This window comes from Paenibacillus sp. FSL F4-0100 (genome assembly GCF_037993005.1).
Taxonomy (GTDB): Bacteria; Bacillota; Bacilli; order Paenibacillales; family Paenibacillaceae; genus Paenibacillus_AQ.
In genome coordinates, this window is record NZ_CP150303.1 from 4534652 (window position 1) to 4554337 (window position 19686).

Genomic DNA, 19686 nt, shown 5'->3' on the forward strand with positions numbered 1-19686 from the left:
TCCTCTGCTTAAAGGCTACCAGCGCGCTGTTACCATTTTCTTGCGGGTATAGAACTCCACGCCGTCCGTTCCATTCGCATGCAGATCCCCATAGAAAGAATTTTTCCAACCGGAGAACGGAAAGAACGCCATCGGCGCTGGAACGCCGAGGTTGACTCCAAGCATGCCGGCATCGATATGCTCACGGAACTGGCGCACGTCGCTGCCATCCTGCGTGAACAGGCAGGCCCCGTTCGCGAAGTCCGAGCGGTTGGAGATTTCAATCGCTTCCTCCAGCGATTCCGCCCGCATGACGGACAGCACCGGGGCGAAAATTTCGTCCTTCCAAATCTTCATCTCGCTGGTCACCTCATCAAAAATCGTCGGTCCGACAAAATATCCGTCACCGCTCATAGCCTCGTCGCTCCGTCCATCGCGTACCAGCTTGGCGCCTTCTTGCTCGCCCGCCTCGATATAAGAGATCGTACGATCCTTGTGAGCTCGCCTGATGACCGGTCCGAGGAAGACGCCTTCGTCTGCTCCATTGCCGATGGTAATCTCATCGGCCGCCTGCTTCAGCTTCTCCATCAGCGGTTCCGCCACGTCGCCCACGGCCACGACGACGGAGCAGGCCATACAGCGCTCGCCGGCAGAACCGAAGGCCGCGCTGACGATCTGGGTCACGGCCCCATCCAAGTCCGCAGTCGGCATCACGATGCTGTGGTTCTTCGCCCCTGCCAAAGCCTGCACGCGCTTGCCGTGGGAAGAAGCGGTTTTGTACACATATTCCGCCACCGGCTGGGAGCCAACGAAGGATACGGCGGCGATGCCGCGATGTTCCAGAATGCCGTTGACCACATCATGCGCCCCGTGAACGACGTTCAGGACGCCGTCCGGCAGACCGGCTTCTGCGAACAGCTCCGCCAGACGCTGAGCCAAGAGCGGCGTGCGCTCCGACGGCTTCAGCACGAACGCATTGCCGCAAGCGATGGCGAGCGGGAACATCCAGCACGGTACCATCATCGGGAAGTTGAACGGCGTGATGCCCGCCACTACGCCGATCGGATACCGGTACATGCCGGACTCCAGGTTGGTGGCGATGTCGGGAAGCTGCTTGCCCATCATCAGCGTAGGCGCACCGGCGGCAAACTCCACGCATTCGATGCCGCGCTGTACCTCGCCGTAGGCTTCGGCATAGCTTTTGCCGTTCTCCGCCGTAATCAGGCGCGCCAGCTCCTCCCAGTGCTCCACGAGCAGCTGTTGATACTTGAACAGAATGCGCGCGCGGCGAGGCACGGCCGTCTTGGCCCAGGTACGTCCCGCTTTGGCGGCCGCCTGTACGGCCTGATCCACTTCCTCTTTCGTGGATAGCGGGACGTAAGCAAGAATCTCTTCCGTTGCCGGATTGTATACGGGATCGGTTGTTTCGGATCGGGATGGAACGAATTGTCCCCCGATATAATTGCTCAGGGTTTGCGTCATGGCTGGTTTGCCCCTTTCGATTGGATCAGTAAAGATAGAAAAAATGAATGCTTTGCTCTACAAGAAATGAAGATTAGCAAAATCACAAGAAGGGGTGAAATTTCTAGAAAGAATACACTCTCAAGAACAAGAGTAATCTCACGAACAAGGGTAATCACAAAACAGGCCTTATCTCAAAAGCACGAAATCTTATGAACGGGCGAAATCTCAGTATTGATAGATCCCAATAAAGATCCTGAGCATGGACTAAACTTAGGTATTGGCAGTAATCTCGCCTCGCTTGCAGCGCTCGATATAATCGTGAACCGCCGCGCTCGTCGGCATCGCATCGGAGCAGCTGTGGCTGGATATGACGATGCTAGCCGCCGCGCTGCCGAATTCCATGCAGCGCTCGATGGGCCAGCCCTGCATCAGGCCGTACAGAAAGCCGGCAGCGTATGAATCCCCCGCCCCGAACGTCTTGATGACTTTCGCCGGAAAGCTCCGAGCCGTATGGCTGGCACCGCCTGGGGTATATGCGATGGAGCCTTCCTTGCCGTGCTTGATAATCACGATCTTGGCGTTATAATCAAACCATTTGGCCGCCGTGATGCGATCACTGCGCTCCGGATTGCCTCCGAACTGCTCCATCATGTCAAACTCTTCGCGCGTACCAAGGATAATATCGCATGTTTCGGCCGCTAAATTGTAATAGGTTGCCGTCTCCTGCGGGGATCTCCATGTGTACGGACGGTAATCGAGGTCAAACGCGATCACGGCACCGTGGCGCTTGGCATAGTGCAGAGCCAGAAACACGGCCTCCCGGGAAGGGCTTGCCGCGAGCGCGGTCCCGGAAATGAGTACCATTTTGGCGGATGCGATCAGCTCCTCGCTCACATCTCCCGTCTCCAACAGCAAATCCGCGGCGTTGTCGCGATACATCAGAATGCTGCAGTCGGTCGGGCTCTTGATCTCGGTAAAGGCCAGACCCGTTACGGCTCCCGTACGGTCGATTGTCACGCCCTTCGTTTCTATCCGGTTATCTTCGAGGTACTTTGTAATAAAACGCCCCATCTGATCGTCCGCCACCTTGCCGATGAAGCCTGTATTCAGGCCCAGGCGGGCCATCCCGATACAGATATTGGCGGGTGATCCTCCGACATATTTGGTAAACGTGGTCGTTTCCTCCATCGGCCGGTTAATCTCATTGGCATTCAGGTCGATGCACAGCCTCCCTACAGCCACAAAATCCATCGGTTTTGCGTTATTGAACGTGATTTCACTCATGGATAAACCTCCTTGATCAGATCGGCCGCGGCTGAGCATTCATATGACTGCATGACTCCGTTCGCTAATGGCCGTAATCATTTGCAGCTCTCGTAATACTTACAGTTCAAAAATACTTCCAACCGGTAGACACTCCCAGATCGATCCGCCCGCACTTGAATGAGTTTACTTTTGTCCGATAAGTATGTTACGATTCCACCCTCGAACTCAGTCGCATCGCCTTGAGCCTGGCTCGACCCTCGAGCCGTGGCTTCAGCCCTGCATCTTCGTCAGGTCCTCCGGGCGTCCAGGTATTCAATCGCCCGTTGAGCATACTCTTTGGCAGGATGCATCTCAGGATCCTGCTCTCCCTCCAGCATCGCCCAGCCGTCATAGCCGCGTTCAACGAGCTCTCCGATAATCGGCGCAAAATCGATGCATCCGTCGCCAGGAACCGTAAACACGCCCCTGCGGATGCAGCTTACGAAATCGCAGTTGTCCAGGCGCGCCTGTTCCAGCACATCAAGCCGGATATCCTTCAGATGGATATACGCGATCCGGTCATAATGCTTGCAGAGCAGCTCCAGCGGGTCGTTTCCCCCGTAATAGGCATGACCGGTGTCGTACAGGAGAGACACCAGCGAAGGGTCAGTCATGGACATCAGCCGGTCGATCTCGTACGGCTGTTCCACAACCGTGCCGCCATGATGATGATAAGCCAGCTTCATGCCGTAGCTTGCCGCAATCTCTCCAGCCTGGTTCAGTCCTTCCGCCAGGCTTTCCCATCCGGCGTCATCCAGACGGAGAACGATGCTCTCATTCGGCGTCCGGCGGGGATCGAAGTGCAGTGATCCCCCTACCTCCGCCGTGCTGATCACCTTGCTGCCGAACCGGGCCAGAAACTCCGCGTGCCGTCGGTAATCCTCCAGCTCCTGCCTGCGATAATCGGGATCGGAGAACAGCACCGACTTCCACTGGGAGACCAACTGAATGCCGCGCGCATCCAGCTCCCGTTTCAGCACTGCCCGATCCTTGGGGAATTTCCTTCCCATCTCCGTACCTGTCAGACCCAAAGCCGCAATATCATCCACAATCATCTCAAACGTCGTGTCGTCTCCATGCTCCCTAACGTCCTCGCCAACCCAGTTAATGGGATGAATCCCTAGCTTGAACAGCCTGTCACTCATTACCATCGCTCCTTTGCTTTGTTTAGCAGGGGTTTGCTTCCTTGTCCAGATCCCTCAATCGAACCAGCTTCCTTGCTCGAGGCACTTGTATAGCCATTCCTTGCCCCGGACTTTTCTTGCCTCGAGCCGGCTCCATATTGCCCCTACTCCGGTCGTTAGCAAGATCTTACTTGCTTTGTGCTGCAGTCGTTAGTAGGGCCTTGCTTCCTTGCTTCGGGCCGCCATCTGGCGCTGCGCTTCGGCCACCTTGCTTGAGGCCGACACCTCCGGCACCTCTACGCGCCACCAGGACTCATAACCGTCGGTGTTCGTTCCCGGAACGACCGGAATCTCGATCAGCGTCGTCACGTTTTCCTTCAGCGCCAGGAGCAGCGCTTCATGCAGTGCCTCCGGCGTGTTGGCCTTGTAGGCTTTAGCGCCGAGCGCACGCGCGTGCGCGGCAAAATCAATCGGGATGTACTCTCCGGTCAAGCGACCAGTCCCCTCTTCGCGGCGTCGGAACTCATTGCCGAACCCGTCGCTGCCGTTGCTCCGCTGCAGATTATGAATGCATTGGAAACCGTGGTTGTCGAACAGCAAAATCGTTATCTTCCGCCCTTCCTGCAAGCTGGTGACCAGCTCCGAATGCATCATCAGATAGCTGCCGTCGCCGACCAGCGCATAGACCTCACGGTCCGGCTCCGCGAGGGCCGCACCCAAGGCGCCGCTCACCTCGTACCCCATGCAGGAGAAGCCATACTCCAAGTGATACGTCTTCGGTTCGGAAGGTCTCCATAACCGGTGCAGGTCTCCTGGCAGACTGCCTGCCGCACAGACGATGACGGAAGATGGGGAGATGACCTCATTGATGACGCCAAGGGCTCTCGTCTGCGACAAGCCGTCCGGATGCTCGGCAGCGTACAAGCGGTCCACCTCGCTGTCCCACTCTGCTTTCAACCCGGCAAGCTCGCTATCTTCGTAACCCGCTTGATAGCCGTCCTGAGACAGCTTCTGATACAGCGCTTTCAACCCTTCCTTCGCATCGGCAATCAGTGTTTCACCGCCGAGCTTGGCGCCGTCCGCGCTGTTGACATTCAGATTCAGGAACGATACGTCCTCCCTTTGAAACGCCCATTTGGAGGACGTTGTAAAGTCCGAATACCGGGTGCCGACGCCGATAATCAGATCAGCAGACGCCGCGACGCGATTCGCCGCTAGCGAGCCCGTTACGCCCATGGCCCCGAGGTTCAGGGGGTGTTTCCAGGAAAGCGCGCTTTTCCCGGCCTGCGTTTCAGCAACCGGGAGGCCGAAAGCTTCCGCAAATGCAGCCAGATCCTTGGCAGCATCGCTGTAATGCACGCCTCCTCCGGCAATGATGAGCGGACGCTTGCTGGCTGCAATCCGTTCCGCCGCACGCTTCAGTCCTTCGGCCGACGGCGGGCGGCGGTCGATGACGTGTACCGTTTTCTCAAACAGCGAATCCGGATATTCGTACGCCTCAGCCTGCACATCCTGAGGCAGTGCCAACGTAACCGCCCCCGTCTCCGCCGGATCGGTCAGCACACGGATCGCCTGCCGGACGGCCGCGATAAGCTGCTCCGGCCGGGAAATCCGGTCCCAATACCGGCTCACCGGCTTGAATGCATCTGCGGCCGACACGGTGTAATCCGACGAGGCCTCAATCTGCTGCAGCACCGGATCAGGCTGGCGGCAGGCAAAGTTGTCACCAGGCAGCAGCAGTACCGGGATGCGGTTCACCGTTGCCGTAGCTGCGGCGGTGACCATATTGAGCGCACCGGGTCCGATGGACGAGGTGCAGGCCCATATCTGCCGACGGTTTTTTTGCTTTGCGTATGCCGCGGCGGTATGCACCATACCCTGTTCGTTTTTGCCCTGAACATAAACCAGGTCTCCCGAGCTTCGTTCCAAGGCCTCGCCAAGACCGGTTACATTCCCGTGTCCGAATATCCCCATCACCCCGTGCACGAATTTCGTCTCCACTCCATCAACAGAAATATACTGTGCATCCAAAAACTTCAGCAGTGCTTGCGCCATCGTTAATCGTGTCGTCGTCAACCGGTTCATCTCCTTTTCAGCTTTTCATCGTCGTTGCATCCTATGGATAAAGCTTAATGTGAATTAAGCGCTTAATCTGTTGGATCGAGGCGCTTAACCATCTAAGAGTTAAGCGCTTTACAGAAAGTGTATGCCTTACTGGCCGCCCAGCATGCCTTTCAATTTTATGATTTCCACGCCCGCCAGCATCATGATGCCGTCCCGTGATTGTCATTCACCACCATGAGCAGATCCTGCTTGTAATAATCCCCGGTAAAGGAATAACGGGACCCGCTGCATATCCCGTGCACGCTCCCGCGGCGATCGTTGGCTTTTCCGGTCAGCCCCTACCATGCCCGAATGGCGATATCGGCGAACGCTGGAATCCAGAATTTTCAAAAAGGAAACGCTGTCATTTATTATCAGATTAATCATCTGCTCCAACCGATACAATCTGACGTTTATCACCAGCAGACCCTGGCTTCCAAAGGGGAGCGGCAAATTTTTGTACATGGAGACGACCTGCTTCGGTTCGTTCTCCCCCAGACCCGTCATGGAGCGTACGGCCGACGAACCCCGATAATCGTGCTCCTTCGCGGCGTGCTCGATAAAAGAACGGTCCGGAAACGATGAGAGGGAACTCTGTCCGCTGGTGGTCAGCACTGATTGATCCGAATGACAGTACAAATAGATTGATCAATCAAGTCGCTGTCCGTTTGCAGCACGCGAAGTCGTTTCACCAGCGAGTACATCAGATTCTGGTCGGATGACGGGGTACTGAACAGATAGCTTGAGTATAGGGAACTTGCCTCCACTTCGTTCAGCACGTTCATCTCAATCGCATGGATGGAGCGGTCAAGGTCTTCCATAATAAATCTGGTGGATATACCGTTCGCCTTGGCCGCCTCTTCGCGTGAGGCCTTGTTAAACATAATAAAAGAAAGAAACACGATAAGCGTAATGGTGATAAGGAAAATGGGGAAATAGGAAAGCAGCTTGCGATACCAGTTTTGCTGCAAAGAGGTCATTACTTTCTCTTCCAGGTTAAGCGTTTTACTTATGCTTGTGCTATATTGTAGCACGGCTTTGTCCCTCAATGGAAGAGCGGTGACTCCAAAGGAAGGACTCCTGAAAGGCATCTTTTACCTTACACCATGGTCATTCTGATTCGAGAAACCAACTCAGACGATGTTATTAGTGCAAGATTTTACGAATACTGTCCTCTACATCTCTAACACTTGAATGCAATTGGTTTCTTCCTGCTTCATGCATCATTCGCACCGAAAAAGCAGCTACAGTCTATCATCTTCTCAACACGGTACTTAAAACAAAAAAGCCGCGAATCCGCGGCTTCATTTACCCTATATGTTTTCGTCCCCAACAACACCTGCATGAGCAGGCTACCGTCCAGCCAAGGCCAAAGTTGTATCAAAATGTCCTAAGGCTACTCTCTCGTTCCCTTCAACCCTTCATGAACTCCGAAATCATGACTTTTCGTCCCGTCTTGGCACTCTCCAATGCAGCCAGCACCATCGCCATGCTGTAGACGTTGTCGCTGCAATCCGTCTCCGGCTTGATGCCGGCTTCGAGAGCATGAAACATATTTTCCAGGCAGCCGTGATGTCCGGTCTTCTCCATTTCGGGCAGCGTACCCTCAATCCGTTCATACTTCCGGATAAAGTTTCCTGATTGATCCCCTTCCGCCACGATCTCCGCATAAATATCATCATGGCCGTCCCAGATCGCCGTTCCTTTCTCTCCCGTTACGCGCCATGCGGCTTCCCAGGAGGTTTGGGCTCCTTCGGCGCACCAGGAACCGCGGTAATTGAACACGGAGCCGTCCGACATTTCATAAATGCATATCGCCATCGCGTTTCCGGCATACCAGGAACCCGGCGGGTTAAACTCCTGACAGTACACGGATACCGGATCGGCACCGCTGATCATTCGGGCCTGATCGAAGGTGTGAATGGCCATGTCAAGCAGCAAGGGACTGTCCATCAGGTCCCGAAACCCGCCAAAATGGGCGCCAAGGAAAAAATCCGCCCCTATGAACCCGGGCTTTCCAATCACTCCACCTTCAATCAAATCCTTGTATGCCCGAATTCGCGGATCAAATCGGCGGTTTTGCATGACGGCATGGGTTCTGCCTGCCGACTCTGCGAGCCTCACGATATCCAGGCATTCCGTCATCGATTCCGCTAACGGTTTTTCGCTGAATACATGACACCCGTGCTTAAGCGCTGCCGTGCTAATCCCATAGTGGCTGGCGGGAATGGTCACATCAAAAACGATATTCGCTTCGCTTGAAGTAAGGGCCTCCGTAATATTGGTATATAGGGGACAAGAAAGTCCATGCCGATCGGCAAATGCCTTTGCAAATTTCTCTTGGATATCCACGAGGCCCACGATTTCAACGTCCTCTCGCCCTTTCGCATATTCCGCCCATGTATTCGCCATACTGCCGCATCCTGCTATCACAACTTTAAATGTCGTGGTCATGCTAACTCCCCCTGAATACGTCATAATGTTGTAAACCGCTTACAATTTCACATCCTAACCCGTTGTCATCATTCCAATATTGGCTTAATGTAAATGAAGCAACTTCATTATAATGGCGAAACTCAACAATTTCTCTATACAACCTTGTGCATTACCACTCTTATCTTGCGGTCCGAGGTGAATTCACATGTCCAATCCAAAAGAGCTTCATGAAAATACGAGACTAGACTATAAAGCCTATCCTGTGCAGGTATTTAATAACTTCTGCTCCCATGCCAAAACGAAAGACTGTATCCTGTATCTCCACTGGCATGAACACTTTGAGATTATTAGCATGCGCCAAGGGCACGCGGTATTCCATATTGATACAACTCCGTATGACGTAAAGGCTGGAGAAATGATTATCATCCCCGGCGGCAGCCTGCACGTGGGATATGCCCTTGAAGATGGCGACGTGCGATTTGATTGTGTCGTGGTGAATGCATCCCTCTTTAACGATTTCCTCCATGATCCGATTCATGTGCGTTATGTCGCTCCCTATATGGAAGGCCAGCTCCGTTTCCCGGTCAAGCCTGCCGAGAACCACCCTGCTGGCGCAGACTGCTATCCGCTGCTGGATGAAGTGATTGAAGAGCTTGTTGCCCGCCGTCCGGCCTATGAGCTCATTGCCAAGTCCAAGCTGTACACGGTGATCGTTCTGCTGGCACGTACATTTATGCCCACACAGTTCACGGAGAAGTCGGCCGAGCCGTATTTTGCGAATCGGGATCGTTATAAAAAACTCATTCAGCACATCGAGAGCAACATCGGTGAGAAATTGTCGGTAGAGACCGCTGCTGCAGAGGTCGGTTTGAATCCGTTTCATTTTTGCAAAATGTTCAAGCGTTTAACAGGGCGCACATTCGTCGATTACGTCAACCTGACCCGGATGAATGAAGCAGAGAAGCTGCTTCGTGAACGGTCGTTGACCATCACGGAGATTGCCGGCATCGTCGGCTGCAGCAACCCGAATTATTTTACCAAGCTGTACAAACAGTACAAGAGCATGACGCCTTCTCAGGCTAGGCAATTATAGATCCGGGTTCCAGAACACTCCTTAACGAACGATCTGCGGCCATGACCTGTACGAAACGCCAGCTGAATCATAAGCATGGTGACGAATATGCATAAAAAGACTCCACATGCAGCAGCTTTCGCTGAAGTAGAGTCTTTTTGTGAATTCTGGATCGAATCAGCGCCTCTAAGACCTAATATGCCTTAGGCACTTCGACCTTTCTTGTGTTCCCGTCTTCATTGGTGAAATAGATATGAACCCCATGGTCCTGATCGTCCAGAAAATACGAGACGTATTTACTCTCATGTGCCCTCATGGGAACCAGGAGGGTCGCGATGCGATGGCTTGTGGCTGATTTCGTTTCAGCATGCAGATGCCACTGGTTATCCAGCCCTTCAATCTCTTCGGGATCGACGTCAGTGAATTGATTATGTTGATTCAGCCATAGATCGCCTGATGAGCAGTACACGAATCGCCCTTCCATTTCCGCTTTGCTGCCCATCACCCGAAACGTCTGCCCGGACAGCTTCATCCGGTTCAGGGTATGAAACAACCACTCGATGCTGGCTGGCTCGGCAAGGTCCACCGTATCCACGATGACAAAATAAGATTCGTCAAAAAAATAGATCTCGCGCACATACCGCTCCAGATTAGGGACATTCTCCCGATAGGCCTGCGTAGCGTTCATACGGGCGTACCCATAACCCGATAACGCATCTACTTGCTCGACCTTTCCGCTGGCTTCGATGCAAAGCACCTTATCTTTTCCCGCATACTGACCATGGCCATCAATGAGAATATTGTTCGTGGAACGCGTCTGCCTGCGCCAATTCATATGCATCGTGCTTCCAAAAGCGATGTAATATCCACTTTCAATTGCGAGAGGTTCACCATACGCGTGCAGCAGGAATCCGTTCTGGTCACCGTGACTGTGGCTCATGGAACCGTAACGGCTGCTCTTTGCAAGCAGCATAATGTGCTCATCCGGATCATCCATGCGGTGATGCATCGCCACCCAGTCAATATCGCGGAACCATTTGACGGCTTGGATGGTTCCATCCTTCGCTTCCGAGACGTTATCTATAGAAAACAGAACTGTAACAGAAGGAGAAACAGCTTCCACCTGAGGGTAATCATGCCGATACAGCATATCGTCAAAGCGGAAATCCCACCAGCCGTAGTTGTAAAACTTGGAGTCGGCGTCCGTATCCGCCTTAGCTACTTGTTCATAATACCACTGATATAATCCATTCCCTGTAATGCCTGCAAACTGGCGAATATTGAAAGCCGTCTTCAGACTGACGGGTTCGCCGAGATAGGACTGGTCCCCGAAGCTGGCCCGGATCGTATCCGGACTGCTGCAGTAGAGTGGGAAATCGCCCGTGCGCCCAAAGAACGGCCGTTGATAGAAATCGATGGATACGTAGTTGCGAATGAGATTGAGCGCATCGATCACAAATGCCATGCCCGTTGTCCAATAGAGCGGCCCCTCGGCCCAGCCTCCATCTTCTCCGCCCCAAGGCGAATAGAGGCAGGCGTAGTATTCCAGCGTGTAATCCAGCCATGTCTGTGCCTCAGCCTCTTCATGAAGCATGGCAATACAGGCCGGAACAAGCACGGAGGACAACGAACGAACAGCATGGCTGTCATAAGGGACATGATGGATTTTCGAGCGCTCCATCACATGGAAGGCCACCTGCTCCGTACGTCGCAGAAGAGCTCCCCTGACGAGATCAATCTCCTCTGCGCTGAGGTAATCGTGGAGCCAGTCGTATCCCCATGCAAGTGCACCCACCATCCGAAACGCGGCCTCATCGTTATAATCTCTGGATGTTGTTCCCTCCGTATCCCACCGGGCCGCGTGGAGCAGCCAAGTCTTCGCTTTGGCTATTAAAACATCATCCTGCAAAATGACCCCTGCCACGCTTAAGTGCCGGATAACATACAACGTTTCTTGGCAATCCATGTACATTTTTCTCCACAGCTTGGCGACACGCTTATTGCCGGGATAACGTTCCGGTTCCGGAATTAACGGCTTATCCAGCCACGGAAGGACCGATTTCTCGTAAAAAGCGCGCCAGCCGCAGTAATCATCATCCTTTCGGAGACCTTCCCGGAACGCCTCAATCCCCTGTTCGTCCAGCCATAACCGAGGATGACCGGTATGCGTGCGTTCGTACCTTTCCTCTCTGCCAGGCAGGGGAGTCTCGGGCAGCCCCTCCGGGACATGAAACATTCGGGATTGGCTCCAAGAAGAACGGTCATGGTCCAAGTCTGCCGTATCCTCCACTTGCTCCCCGGTCAGCAAGGCATATCGCCAATAATAAGTACCCGGCTCCAGCGGTTGCTCCGGAGTGTATAAGTTATAGGGAATCGGCGATATCGTTGTTGTCGCTTCCGTTTCATACGAGGGCGAGGTCGAAATTTGCAGCATATAACGGTCGTTATCCAGCTGTCCCGGCATCCAGGTGAAACGAGGAGGATTCTCAAGCAGCTTACTCTCTTCATCCGGTTGATATGGCACGGACAACAATCCGCTTTTCGGTTCAAACAAGGTTTTCATCGAGTACCCTCTCCTTCAACCCGTTGTTGGTCATCGTGAAGCTTCTCGCGGACCTTCCATCGGACAGGCTGAGCCAATCCCCATCTCCCGACCGGTTCCATTCCAATGTGAGCGGCTCGGTGCCGGTACGGTAAACGGCAATGAAGCGGGCTTTCGAATCTAATCGGTGAAGCCGGATTCCTTCCATGAGGCGGCCGGGATCGTGAGCAAGCCCAGGTGACTCCACCTGTGAGCATTCCATACCCTCGAAGGCGATAAATGAGATTACCGCCAGTGGCTCTGATGCATTGGCAATGTGGAGATTGAATTGCAAGCCATCCTGGGACAAGACGTGGGTGCACCTCTCTTTTACATATGCGTATCCATCTTCGTTTCCAAGATCCGTTTTAACGCGGCCCTGATCAGCATTTTGAAGTCCGCTCAGCTGTCCCATGCCAACGTAATGGAACCACCAATCCACGACTGCCGGTTCATCCAATTCCACTTCAAACCAATCCAGCAGCCACTCTTCCGTCAATATCAAATGCCGGTCCAGAATGGCTTGATCGTAGGCCTCATCGGCCCGAACCCAAATATAGGAACGGTTTGAAGCGGATTCATACCGTATGCATTTGCCTTCTGCCGGATTCTGGGAACGGCCTCCAACCGAGACGGTATTGTGGCATGCTGTATGGGGATACCAATCCTTCTTCAGGATCGAACCGTACGGTACGGTTCCACGGTCTGGTGAAAGAGGCTGGTTCCCGACATGAATCATCAAATTCAGTTTATCGAAGTGACCATGTGATCCTCCATGAGGGCCAAAATCGACCAACGCCTGAAGCCCATTCGAATGCTGCGACTTTAACAGGGCGAATCCACTGTGAGGAAGAAAGACGGAAGGAGTACACATATGGGGCAAGTCGTTCTCGTTTCTGCCTTCGATGTCCGATGCTTCATTACCTTCAAGTTCATGACCTGCTTGGTTTGCATGTTCTGCATCGCCTGCTTCTTGGACTTCTCGTGTAACTCGTACTTCGATGATGTCCCCTACTTCCCATACTCCTCCCGCTGTCTCCCTATGAGAACCCTTCGTCTCAGAAGAAGCCACTCCGGATCTTCCATCCCAATGGCCCGTTCCGTATAACAGAGCTTCCAGCATGCCAACCCGGCCGGCTTCTCCATTCAGTTCACGATACACATTGTCAAGCAGTCGTTGATAGCTCTTGTCTCCAAATACGGATAAACCGATTTCCGCAATCTCGGCAATTTCTCGCTCATAAGGAGCCCTGCAATAAGGACCGTCGTGAAGTGCTGGCAGGAAGCCGTTTGGGTCTGCCAATCGAACCAGTACCGTCAGCATGCCCTGCATGGATTGGCCTTGCTCTCCTCTCAGGGAAAACAGCTCTTCACCAACCCGGGTCCCCATTTCCGCAGCAATCAGGTAGGCACGGAGTACGAATACGTGGTAATAAATGCTGCCTTCAAATTCGAGCTGATCCGGCCTGATGGCAATGCTGAGATGATGCCGCAAGCCGCCTTCCTTCACGACCAGCTGCCGCAGCTTCTCCGTTTCGCCTTGTACCGCATAAATACTGAACAGCGCGGCAATCAGCCAGGCGGTATAGTTGTTCTCGGGATTTCCGCGCTCCCGGGTCAAAATATGATGATACTCTGTCATGCTGCTCTCGAGCATGTGCAAGAACCGGTTAATCTTCCGGCGATCAGCCTCGTCGAACGACACTTGCGCATCCTCCAGCAGCAGGTAGCCGCGAAGCAATGTCGTTGCCCATATGGCCTCGGTCAAAGCCTGATGGAATGCGCGCCCTTTCAGCATCCAGGGCTGGGCATCGGGATGTACCGGGTATAGCGGAAATTGCTCCGCATAGCGGACAATCAACTTTTTTCCAAGATCGGCGTAGGCCTTCTCTCCGGTACCGGCATAGACGGCGGCAGATTGCAGGACGTATCGGGCCATGGCCTGATGCTTGAATACCAGCCACGCCCCCCTGTACGGTTCTCCTTCCACTTCGCAGCCATACGGACAACGAAAGGTGCTGCAGTCCGCCTCCAGCGGATCAAACACCAATTCCGTGTGATGTTCGGGACACACGTATTGGTGCCACCAGCCGCCTGGATCAACGGGAACATCCAGCCTCCGGTCGATGACTTGATCGAGCTCGGCCTTCAGGATATCGATCGTTTGCACGCTCCAAGGATAGAATTTCGACTTCGCGTTGACCTTCATCCAATCCCTCATCGCATGAACATACCGCCGTTGATTTCGATCGTCTCTCCCGTTATATAAGAAGACAGCTCAGAGACGAGGAACAGCACGGAGCCGGCGACATCGTCCGGGGTGCCCTCTCGGCCTAGCGGGATACCCTTGATCGTTGCTTTTCGCGCATCATCCGGGGTAAAGGTCGCATGAAACGCCGTTTGCCCGATAAAGCCGGGGGATACGGCATTCACATTAATTCCGCTTGAAGCGAGCTCCTTCGCCAAGCCTTTGGTAAAGCTCAGGACGGCAGCCTTGCTCGCTGCATAAATGCTTGCGCCCGGTCCACCGCCATTGTGCGCCGCAACGGAAGTCATGTTCACGATACGGCCTTGACCGGCCGCTTTCATCCCCGAAATGACGGCTTTGCTCACGAATACCGTGCTTTTCATATTCACATCCATGACCTTGTCGTAGAGCTCCTCGGTCATTTCCGCATTCGCCAGACGCTCAACCAAATGCCCTGCATTATTAACCAGAATCGTAACCGGGCCGCCGAATGCCTTCTCTACTTCCGCTACGAGCGCCTCTGCCTGCTCCACATGCGTAACGTCTGCTTGAAATGCATGAGCCTCACCGCCAAAACCTCGAATCTCCGCTACGGCTTCTTCAGCGGCATCCTTGCTGCTCAGATAGTTTAGGGCTACCTTAGCCCCACTTCTTGCCAGCTTCAACGCAACTGCACGACCAATCCCTCCACTCGAACCTGTGACTAATGCGATGTTACCCGATAAGTTAATATGCATGTTGATCCCTCCTGATTAGGTTTGCAGCTGTTTCAGTCTGCTTTCTTGTTCACGCACTCTTTCCATTCGCGGCATCGTCATGACGATGCTTGTGCCTTGATCCGGCGAACTATGAACCGTAATCCCGTACTCTTCGCCATAAACCATCTGAATTCGCCGATGGACATTCACGATACCGATGCCACCCCTGCGCCGCGCATGCATCCCCTCTTCATCATCGACCAGGCGGTTTTCCTCGAGCCTTTTGCGCAGTTTATGAAGCTTATGGTCCGCTATGCCTGCCCCGTTGTCCTCGACGATAACCAGCAAGTTGTCCTGTTCGATTCTCGTGTCGATCCGAATGTAATGCCATGCTTCGATCCCTTCCGGAAAAGCATGCTGAAAAATATTCTCGACAATCGGTTGTAAGGAGAGCCTGACCATCTTCTCCAATAGGAGCTCGGGCGGCGTCGCCACCTCGATCTCGAAATCGCGCCCGATCCGATGCTTTAAAATCATCATGTAATGCCGCACATGATTCAGCTCGTTAGCAATGGTGATTTCCTCCAGGTTGGTCTGAATGGAATATCGAAGCATGAAAGCCATGGCCTCCACCATGTCCGAGATCTCGTCGGAATCCTGAACGATCGCGTAACAATTGATCGTTTCCAGCGTGTTGTACAGAAAATGCGGATTGATCTGTAATTGGAGCGCCTGGAACTCTGCCCGCTGGCGCTCCAGCTGGATGTCCTGCAGCTCCAGCTGCGTTTTCTGATTGTGGAGCTCCGTGTCGTATACCTGCTCGATCATATCGGACAAGCGGCTAACCATGAGATTGTAGCTATGGATCAATCCGCCGATCTCGTCCTCCCGCGGCTTCACATCGGTGATATGCGTCCAGTTCCCTTTCTCCGTCTGCCTCATCCCGTTCTTCAAATTGCGGATCGGATTCACGATCGATTTCCCGAATCTGTAAGCCAGAACGAGCGCAATGATCAAAGTGACAACGCCTACGATAATGGTGGTGGAGCGAATGCCCGAAATCGGCGCCCGAAGCTCATCCAGCGGCATCATAATGACGAGGCTCCAGCCCGAATACTCGGACTGGCGCGAGATGATCATCGCTTTCTCGCCTAATACCGGTTCAATGAAGCGATGATCACCCTTAGCGATAATGCGCTTCGGCAGGTCCGTGGTCGTGATTCCCTCCATATCCACGTGATCTGGGGCATAGACGACCTCGCCTTCGCGATCCAGGATGAAGAAGAAACCCTGCTCTCCGAGATCGACGCCATTCCATAAACCCGACAACTGATCTTCATTGAACTCCACCGCGAGCACGCCTTTAACGTCGTAGGAATCCATTCCCCGGATTTTGCGGGCAACCGTAATGACGTTGTCGCGATCCTGTTCCAGCAGGCTGGTCTTCAAGATGACGATCTCCCCGTTCCCCGGCGTCTTCTCCGTCAATTCACGAAGTCGGTCCGACGGATCGATCGACATGGCGGAGAAATTCTGATTCTGATCGAAAATCGACCGGCCATGGAACCCCAGTATGTACATCATATGGGTCTGGGTGGGGTATTGAATGAAGATCTTCTGAAAGACATCCTTTCGAATGAGATGGGTGAACCGGTAATGCTCGTAGCTGTCGCTGGGGTCCATATCCAAAAATCGCTTCACCGAATCCTGCAGCAAAATCGTATTGCTGATCCGCTCGAACATCTTCAGCTGATTATCCGTTTGCCTTGCGGCGTTCGTGATGACGGTGGTCATATACTTCTCGACCTGCTCGTCAATCGCTTCGGATGATTTCATATAGAAGAAAACGCCGACCGTCGTAAGCGAGAACATCACGACGATGAAAAAGTACAGGAAGATTTGACGGGACAGGCTCCTCCGCATCATTGTATCCCCAGCATCTCCCGGTATTCGGAAGGGGTGTATCCGGTGACCTTCTTAAAGGTTTTCGTAAAATGGGGATGATCCGCATACCCCACTTCGAACGAAATGTCCGTAATTTTATAATGCGGAATGGCGAGGAGTTTCTTCGCCTTCTCCATTCGTTTCTTGATCCGGTAATGGACAAAGGTCTCGTCCGTCATCTGTTTGAACAGCTGGCTGAAATACGACGGATTGAGTCCGAGCATATCGGCAACCTCATCCAGCGAGAGATCGCGGGACAAATTGCGCTCAATGTAGGCTTTTGCTTCCTCGACAGGCTCCTTGGCATTTCCTTTTCTCTTGTCGCGTATGAGCTTTACCGTCTGATTTACGGCCTGACGAAATCTCTCGAAATAATGATGGTTCCCTCCGGGTTCAGCCCCCGAGATTCCCGTCATGCGTTCAAACGAATACACGTCCCTGCCGTTTAACTGCTTGATCAGTTTCGCGTACAGCTCATCCAGCAGCTCCTGAAGCTGAATCGATTCGAGCCTGCGCTCACTGCAATAATCCTCGATTTCCTGCAGCTTCGCCTGGATATCGTTCATTTGCAAATGCCATACGGCCAGCTCGAGCTGCTCCAGCCAATCCTCCAGCTTGGAGAGCGGAAAATAAAACCGCTGCTTCTCCTGCATGGACTTTCGATCCGCCATCAATTTATTCATGGTGTTATGTACCACCGATTTGGTCACGGGCTTGAGCAGATATTCCTTAACCCCATACGACATGCATTTCTGGGCGTATTCGAAATCGCCGTAACCGGAAATGACAACTACCGTGATATCGCCGTATGTTTCATATAGCTGCTTGCTTAGCTCCAGGCCGTCCATCTTGGGCATCTTGATATCCGTAAAAATGAAGTCCGGTCGTGCCGTCTGGATCGCTTCCAATGCTTCCATGCCGTTTCCGGCCGTTGCCGCTTGAATCATGGCCGGATCCGTCTGCGTGATCAGTTTCGCCAAGCCCATCCTTATCATAGGTTCATCATCAACGACCAGAATGCGGTACATCACCCATTCCCCTTTCAAAACAGCGAGAGTAGTTTAGCTTTAGCAAGATACTCCTCTGCTTAGACAAGCAGAGGAGTCATTCTTCAACACTATACTAAAACATGCTCTGCTTATTCGAAAGCGTTTTCTTTTTCGTTATATCGTTTCGTGGCTTCCTCAATAATCTCGCTGCCGCCTTTGGACAGATATTCCTCGAGCACCTTGCCATAGTTATCGATAGGCTCCCTGCCGTATACCATGCGGAGCACATGTTCTAGAATCAGCGGCGGCAGTTCATCCGATTTCGGATTCAGCTCCGGATATTTCACCATCGCCTCCAGACGCGGATCGAATTCAATGCCGCGGCGGCCCTCTTTCGTAAGCATGTTATCAAAAGCATTAATCAGCTCTTTGCCGGAATCTGACAACTCGGATACGCGTTTGTTGTAGGTCGTGTCCTGCACCAGCCACAGCCAGTAGTTCAAATAACGCATTTTATCCGCTCCTGCCGTGTCCGTTGGAACCTCGAAGATCGGCTTGCCGTCGGTTACCTGATAATCCTCGCCTTCAAGGCCGAAGCTGAAGAACAATTCCGCATCTTCACTGACCATCCAGTTGAAGAACTTCACGATATCCTCCGCTTTATCCTTCGCCTTCGCGTTGATGAAGAAGGAACGCGTTACCGGATTGTAATGGGCATATCCCCCTTTACCGTCAGGTCCTACAGGCGAAGGAATCAGCGCCACTTTCGCGTCCGGCACATTCTCCTTCAGCTGGGTGCCCCAGATCGGGAGCTCATTGGCATTCATGGACCACATGCCCGCTTTGCCGCTCGTGACGATGGATTTGAAATCCGCGCTTTCAATCGTCGCGAATTCCTTGCTGATCAATCCTTCCTCGTGCATCGTCTTATAGATCTGAATGGCTTGCTTCATGCTTTCTTCATCAAAGAAGGTTGGCTTTACCTTCCCGTCCGGGAACACCTTGAATTGGTTCAGGTAACCCAGCACGTCATACGCACCGAAGAAGGTATCCGCATATTTGAAATTCTGACGTCCGGCATAAGGCTGCTCCACCCCGGCTTCCTTGAACGCGCGCAGCACATCCATCGTCTCTTCCACCGTTGTCGGAATCTCCTTGCCTACCTTCTCCAGCAGGTCGGTCCGAATCCATGTGGCCCGTCTCGACGGATTGGACAAGATTTCGGGAATTCCGTAAGTATTGCCCGTCTTGGAATCCGTCATCCGCTTCCAGGCTTCCTCCGGGATAAACTTGAGCAGGTCCTGCCCATGCTCCTGCAGGAGGTCGTTCAGCGGAAGAAAGACTCCGTTCTCCACGGCACCCGCCAGCTCGGGACCGCTGATTCCGCCAGTGCCCTGCACCACATCCGGAATGTCATTCGTTGCGAACATCTGTACCATTTTATCCTGATATTCGTTATGCGGAATCAGACGGATATCCAGGTCCGTATTCGTCAATTTCTCTAGCTCCAGCACGTACTTATCCTTGTTGATATCCGGATTCTTCTCAACGTAGGATACGTTAAGCGTCCGCATCGAAATGGAAAATTTCGTGGCTCCCGCTTCATTCCCGCCTTGGTCGTCTCCGCCGGCATTGGCTCCTCCGCCCCCGCCATTGTTGCCTGAACAGCCAACGAGCATGGCCAGTACGAGACCTGACGTAAGCGCACGTGTCCAGCTTTTTCTCATGAATACCCCTCTTTTC

At 53.2% G+C, this 19686-nt stretch carries 14 protein-coding genes; 1 reads left to right on the forward strand and 13 read right to left on the reverse strand.

Annotated elements, in window-relative coordinates; all coding sequences use genetic code 11:
• Positions 1-15: 15 nt before the first annotated feature.
• From MHH48_RS20425 to MHH48_RS20455, 7 genes are all read right to left on the reverse strand, one after another.
• Entirely contained in the window at positions 16-1461 is a 1446-nt protein-coding gene (locus tag MHH48_RS20425) for a CoA-acylating methylmalonate-semialdehyde dehydrogenase (protein ID WP_076321749.1), read from the reverse strand.
• A 252-nt stretch (positions 1462-1713) separates the two neighbouring features.
• Positions 1714-2727, reverse strand: a complete 1014-nt coding sequence (iolC, locus tag MHH48_RS20430; RefSeq protein WP_076321750.1) for a 5-dehydro-2-deoxygluconokinase — start codon at positions 2725-2727, stop codon at positions 1714-1716.
• Between the two features lie 269 nt (positions 2728-2996).
• On the reverse strand, positions 2997-3893 hold the full coding sequence (gene iolE / locus MHH48_RS20435) for a myo-inosose-2 dehydratase (RefSeq protein ID WP_076321751.1): 897 nt from the start codon (positions 3891-3893) through the stop codon (positions 2997-2999).
• 189 nt (positions 3894-4082) lie between these two features.
• Complete coding sequence (gene iolD, locus MHH48_RS20440) at positions 4083-5948, reverse strand: 3D-(3,5/4)-trihydroxycyclohexane-1,2-dione acylhydrolase (decyclizing) (protein ID WP_076321752.1); 1866 nt, start codon at positions 5946-5948, stop codon at positions 4083-4085.
• Between the two features lie 210 nt (positions 5949-6158).
• Positions 6159-6590 (reverse strand): hypothetical protein, encoded by a 432-nt coding sequence (locus tag MHH48_RS20445; protein WP_256720462.1) that lies wholly within the window; start codon positions 6588-6590, stop codon positions 6159-6161.
• Positions 6584-6955, reverse strand: coding sequence for a hypothetical protein (locus tag MHH48_RS20450; RefSeq protein ID WP_256720463.1), 372 nt, complete (start codon positions 6953-6955; stop codon positions 6584-6586). Before MHH48_RS20450 ends, MHH48_RS20445 begins: the two co-directional genes overlap by 7 nt.
• 433 nt (positions 6956-7388) lie before the next feature.
• Positions 7389-8429 (reverse strand): Gfo/Idh/MocA family oxidoreductase, encoded by a 1041-nt coding sequence (locus MHH48_RS20455; protein WP_076321753.1) that lies wholly within the window; start codon positions 8427-8429, stop codon positions 7389-7391.
• Positions 8430-8616: 187 nt separating this feature from the next.
• On the opposite strand from MHH48_RS20455, the gene MHH48_RS20460 reads away from it, so the two are divergent.
• Positions 8617-9504: an AraC family transcriptional regulator gene (locus MHH48_RS20460; protein ID WP_076321754.1), complete on the forward strand. Its 888-nt coding sequence runs from the start codon at positions 8617-8619 to the stop codon at positions 9502-9504.
• A 172-nt stretch (positions 9505-9676) separates the two neighbouring features.
• On the opposite strand, the gene MHH48_RS20465 is transcribed toward MHH48_RS20460, so the two are convergent.
• The 6 genes from MHH48_RS20465 to MHH48_RS20490 form a co-directional block, all read right to left on the reverse strand.
• The gene (locus tag MHH48_RS20465) at positions 9677-12046 is read right to left on the reverse strand and encodes a DUF4962 domain-containing protein (RefSeq protein WP_076321755.1); all 2370 of its coding nucleotides are present in this window, start codon (positions 12044-12046) and stop codon (positions 9677-9679) included.
• The gene (locus MHH48_RS20470; RefSeq protein ID WP_076321756.1) at positions 12030-14273 is read right to left on the reverse strand and encodes a heparinase II/III family protein; all 2244 of its coding nucleotides are present in this window, start codon (positions 14271-14273) and stop codon (positions 12030-12032) included. Before MHH48_RS20470 ends, MHH48_RS20465 begins: the two co-directional genes overlap by 17 nt.
• An 8-nt stretch (positions 14274-14281) precedes the next feature.
• Positions 14282-15049, reverse strand: coding sequence for a 3-oxoacyl-ACP reductase family protein (locus MHH48_RS20475; RefSeq protein WP_076321757.1), 768 nt, complete (start codon positions 15047-15049; stop codon positions 14282-14284).
• A 15-nt stretch (positions 15050-15064) separates the two neighbouring features.
• Complete coding sequence (locus tag MHH48_RS20480) at positions 15065-16936, reverse strand: sensor histidine kinase (RefSeq protein WP_076321758.1); 1872 nt, start codon at positions 16934-16936, stop codon at positions 15065-15067.
• The gene (locus MHH48_RS20485; protein ID WP_076321759.1) at positions 16933-17982 is read right to left on the reverse strand and encodes a response regulator; all 1050 of its coding nucleotides are present in this window, start codon (positions 17980-17982) and stop codon (positions 16933-16935) included. The genes MHH48_RS20480 and MHH48_RS20485 overlap by 4 nt, the downstream gene beginning before the upstream one ends.
• Before the next feature lie 110 nt (positions 17983-18092).
• Positions 18093-19670: an extracellular solute-binding protein gene (locus MHH48_RS20490; RefSeq protein ID WP_076321760.1), complete on the reverse strand. Its 1578-nt coding sequence runs from the start codon at positions 19668-19670 to the stop codon at positions 18093-18095.
• Positions 19671-19686 lie beyond the last annotated feature (16 nt).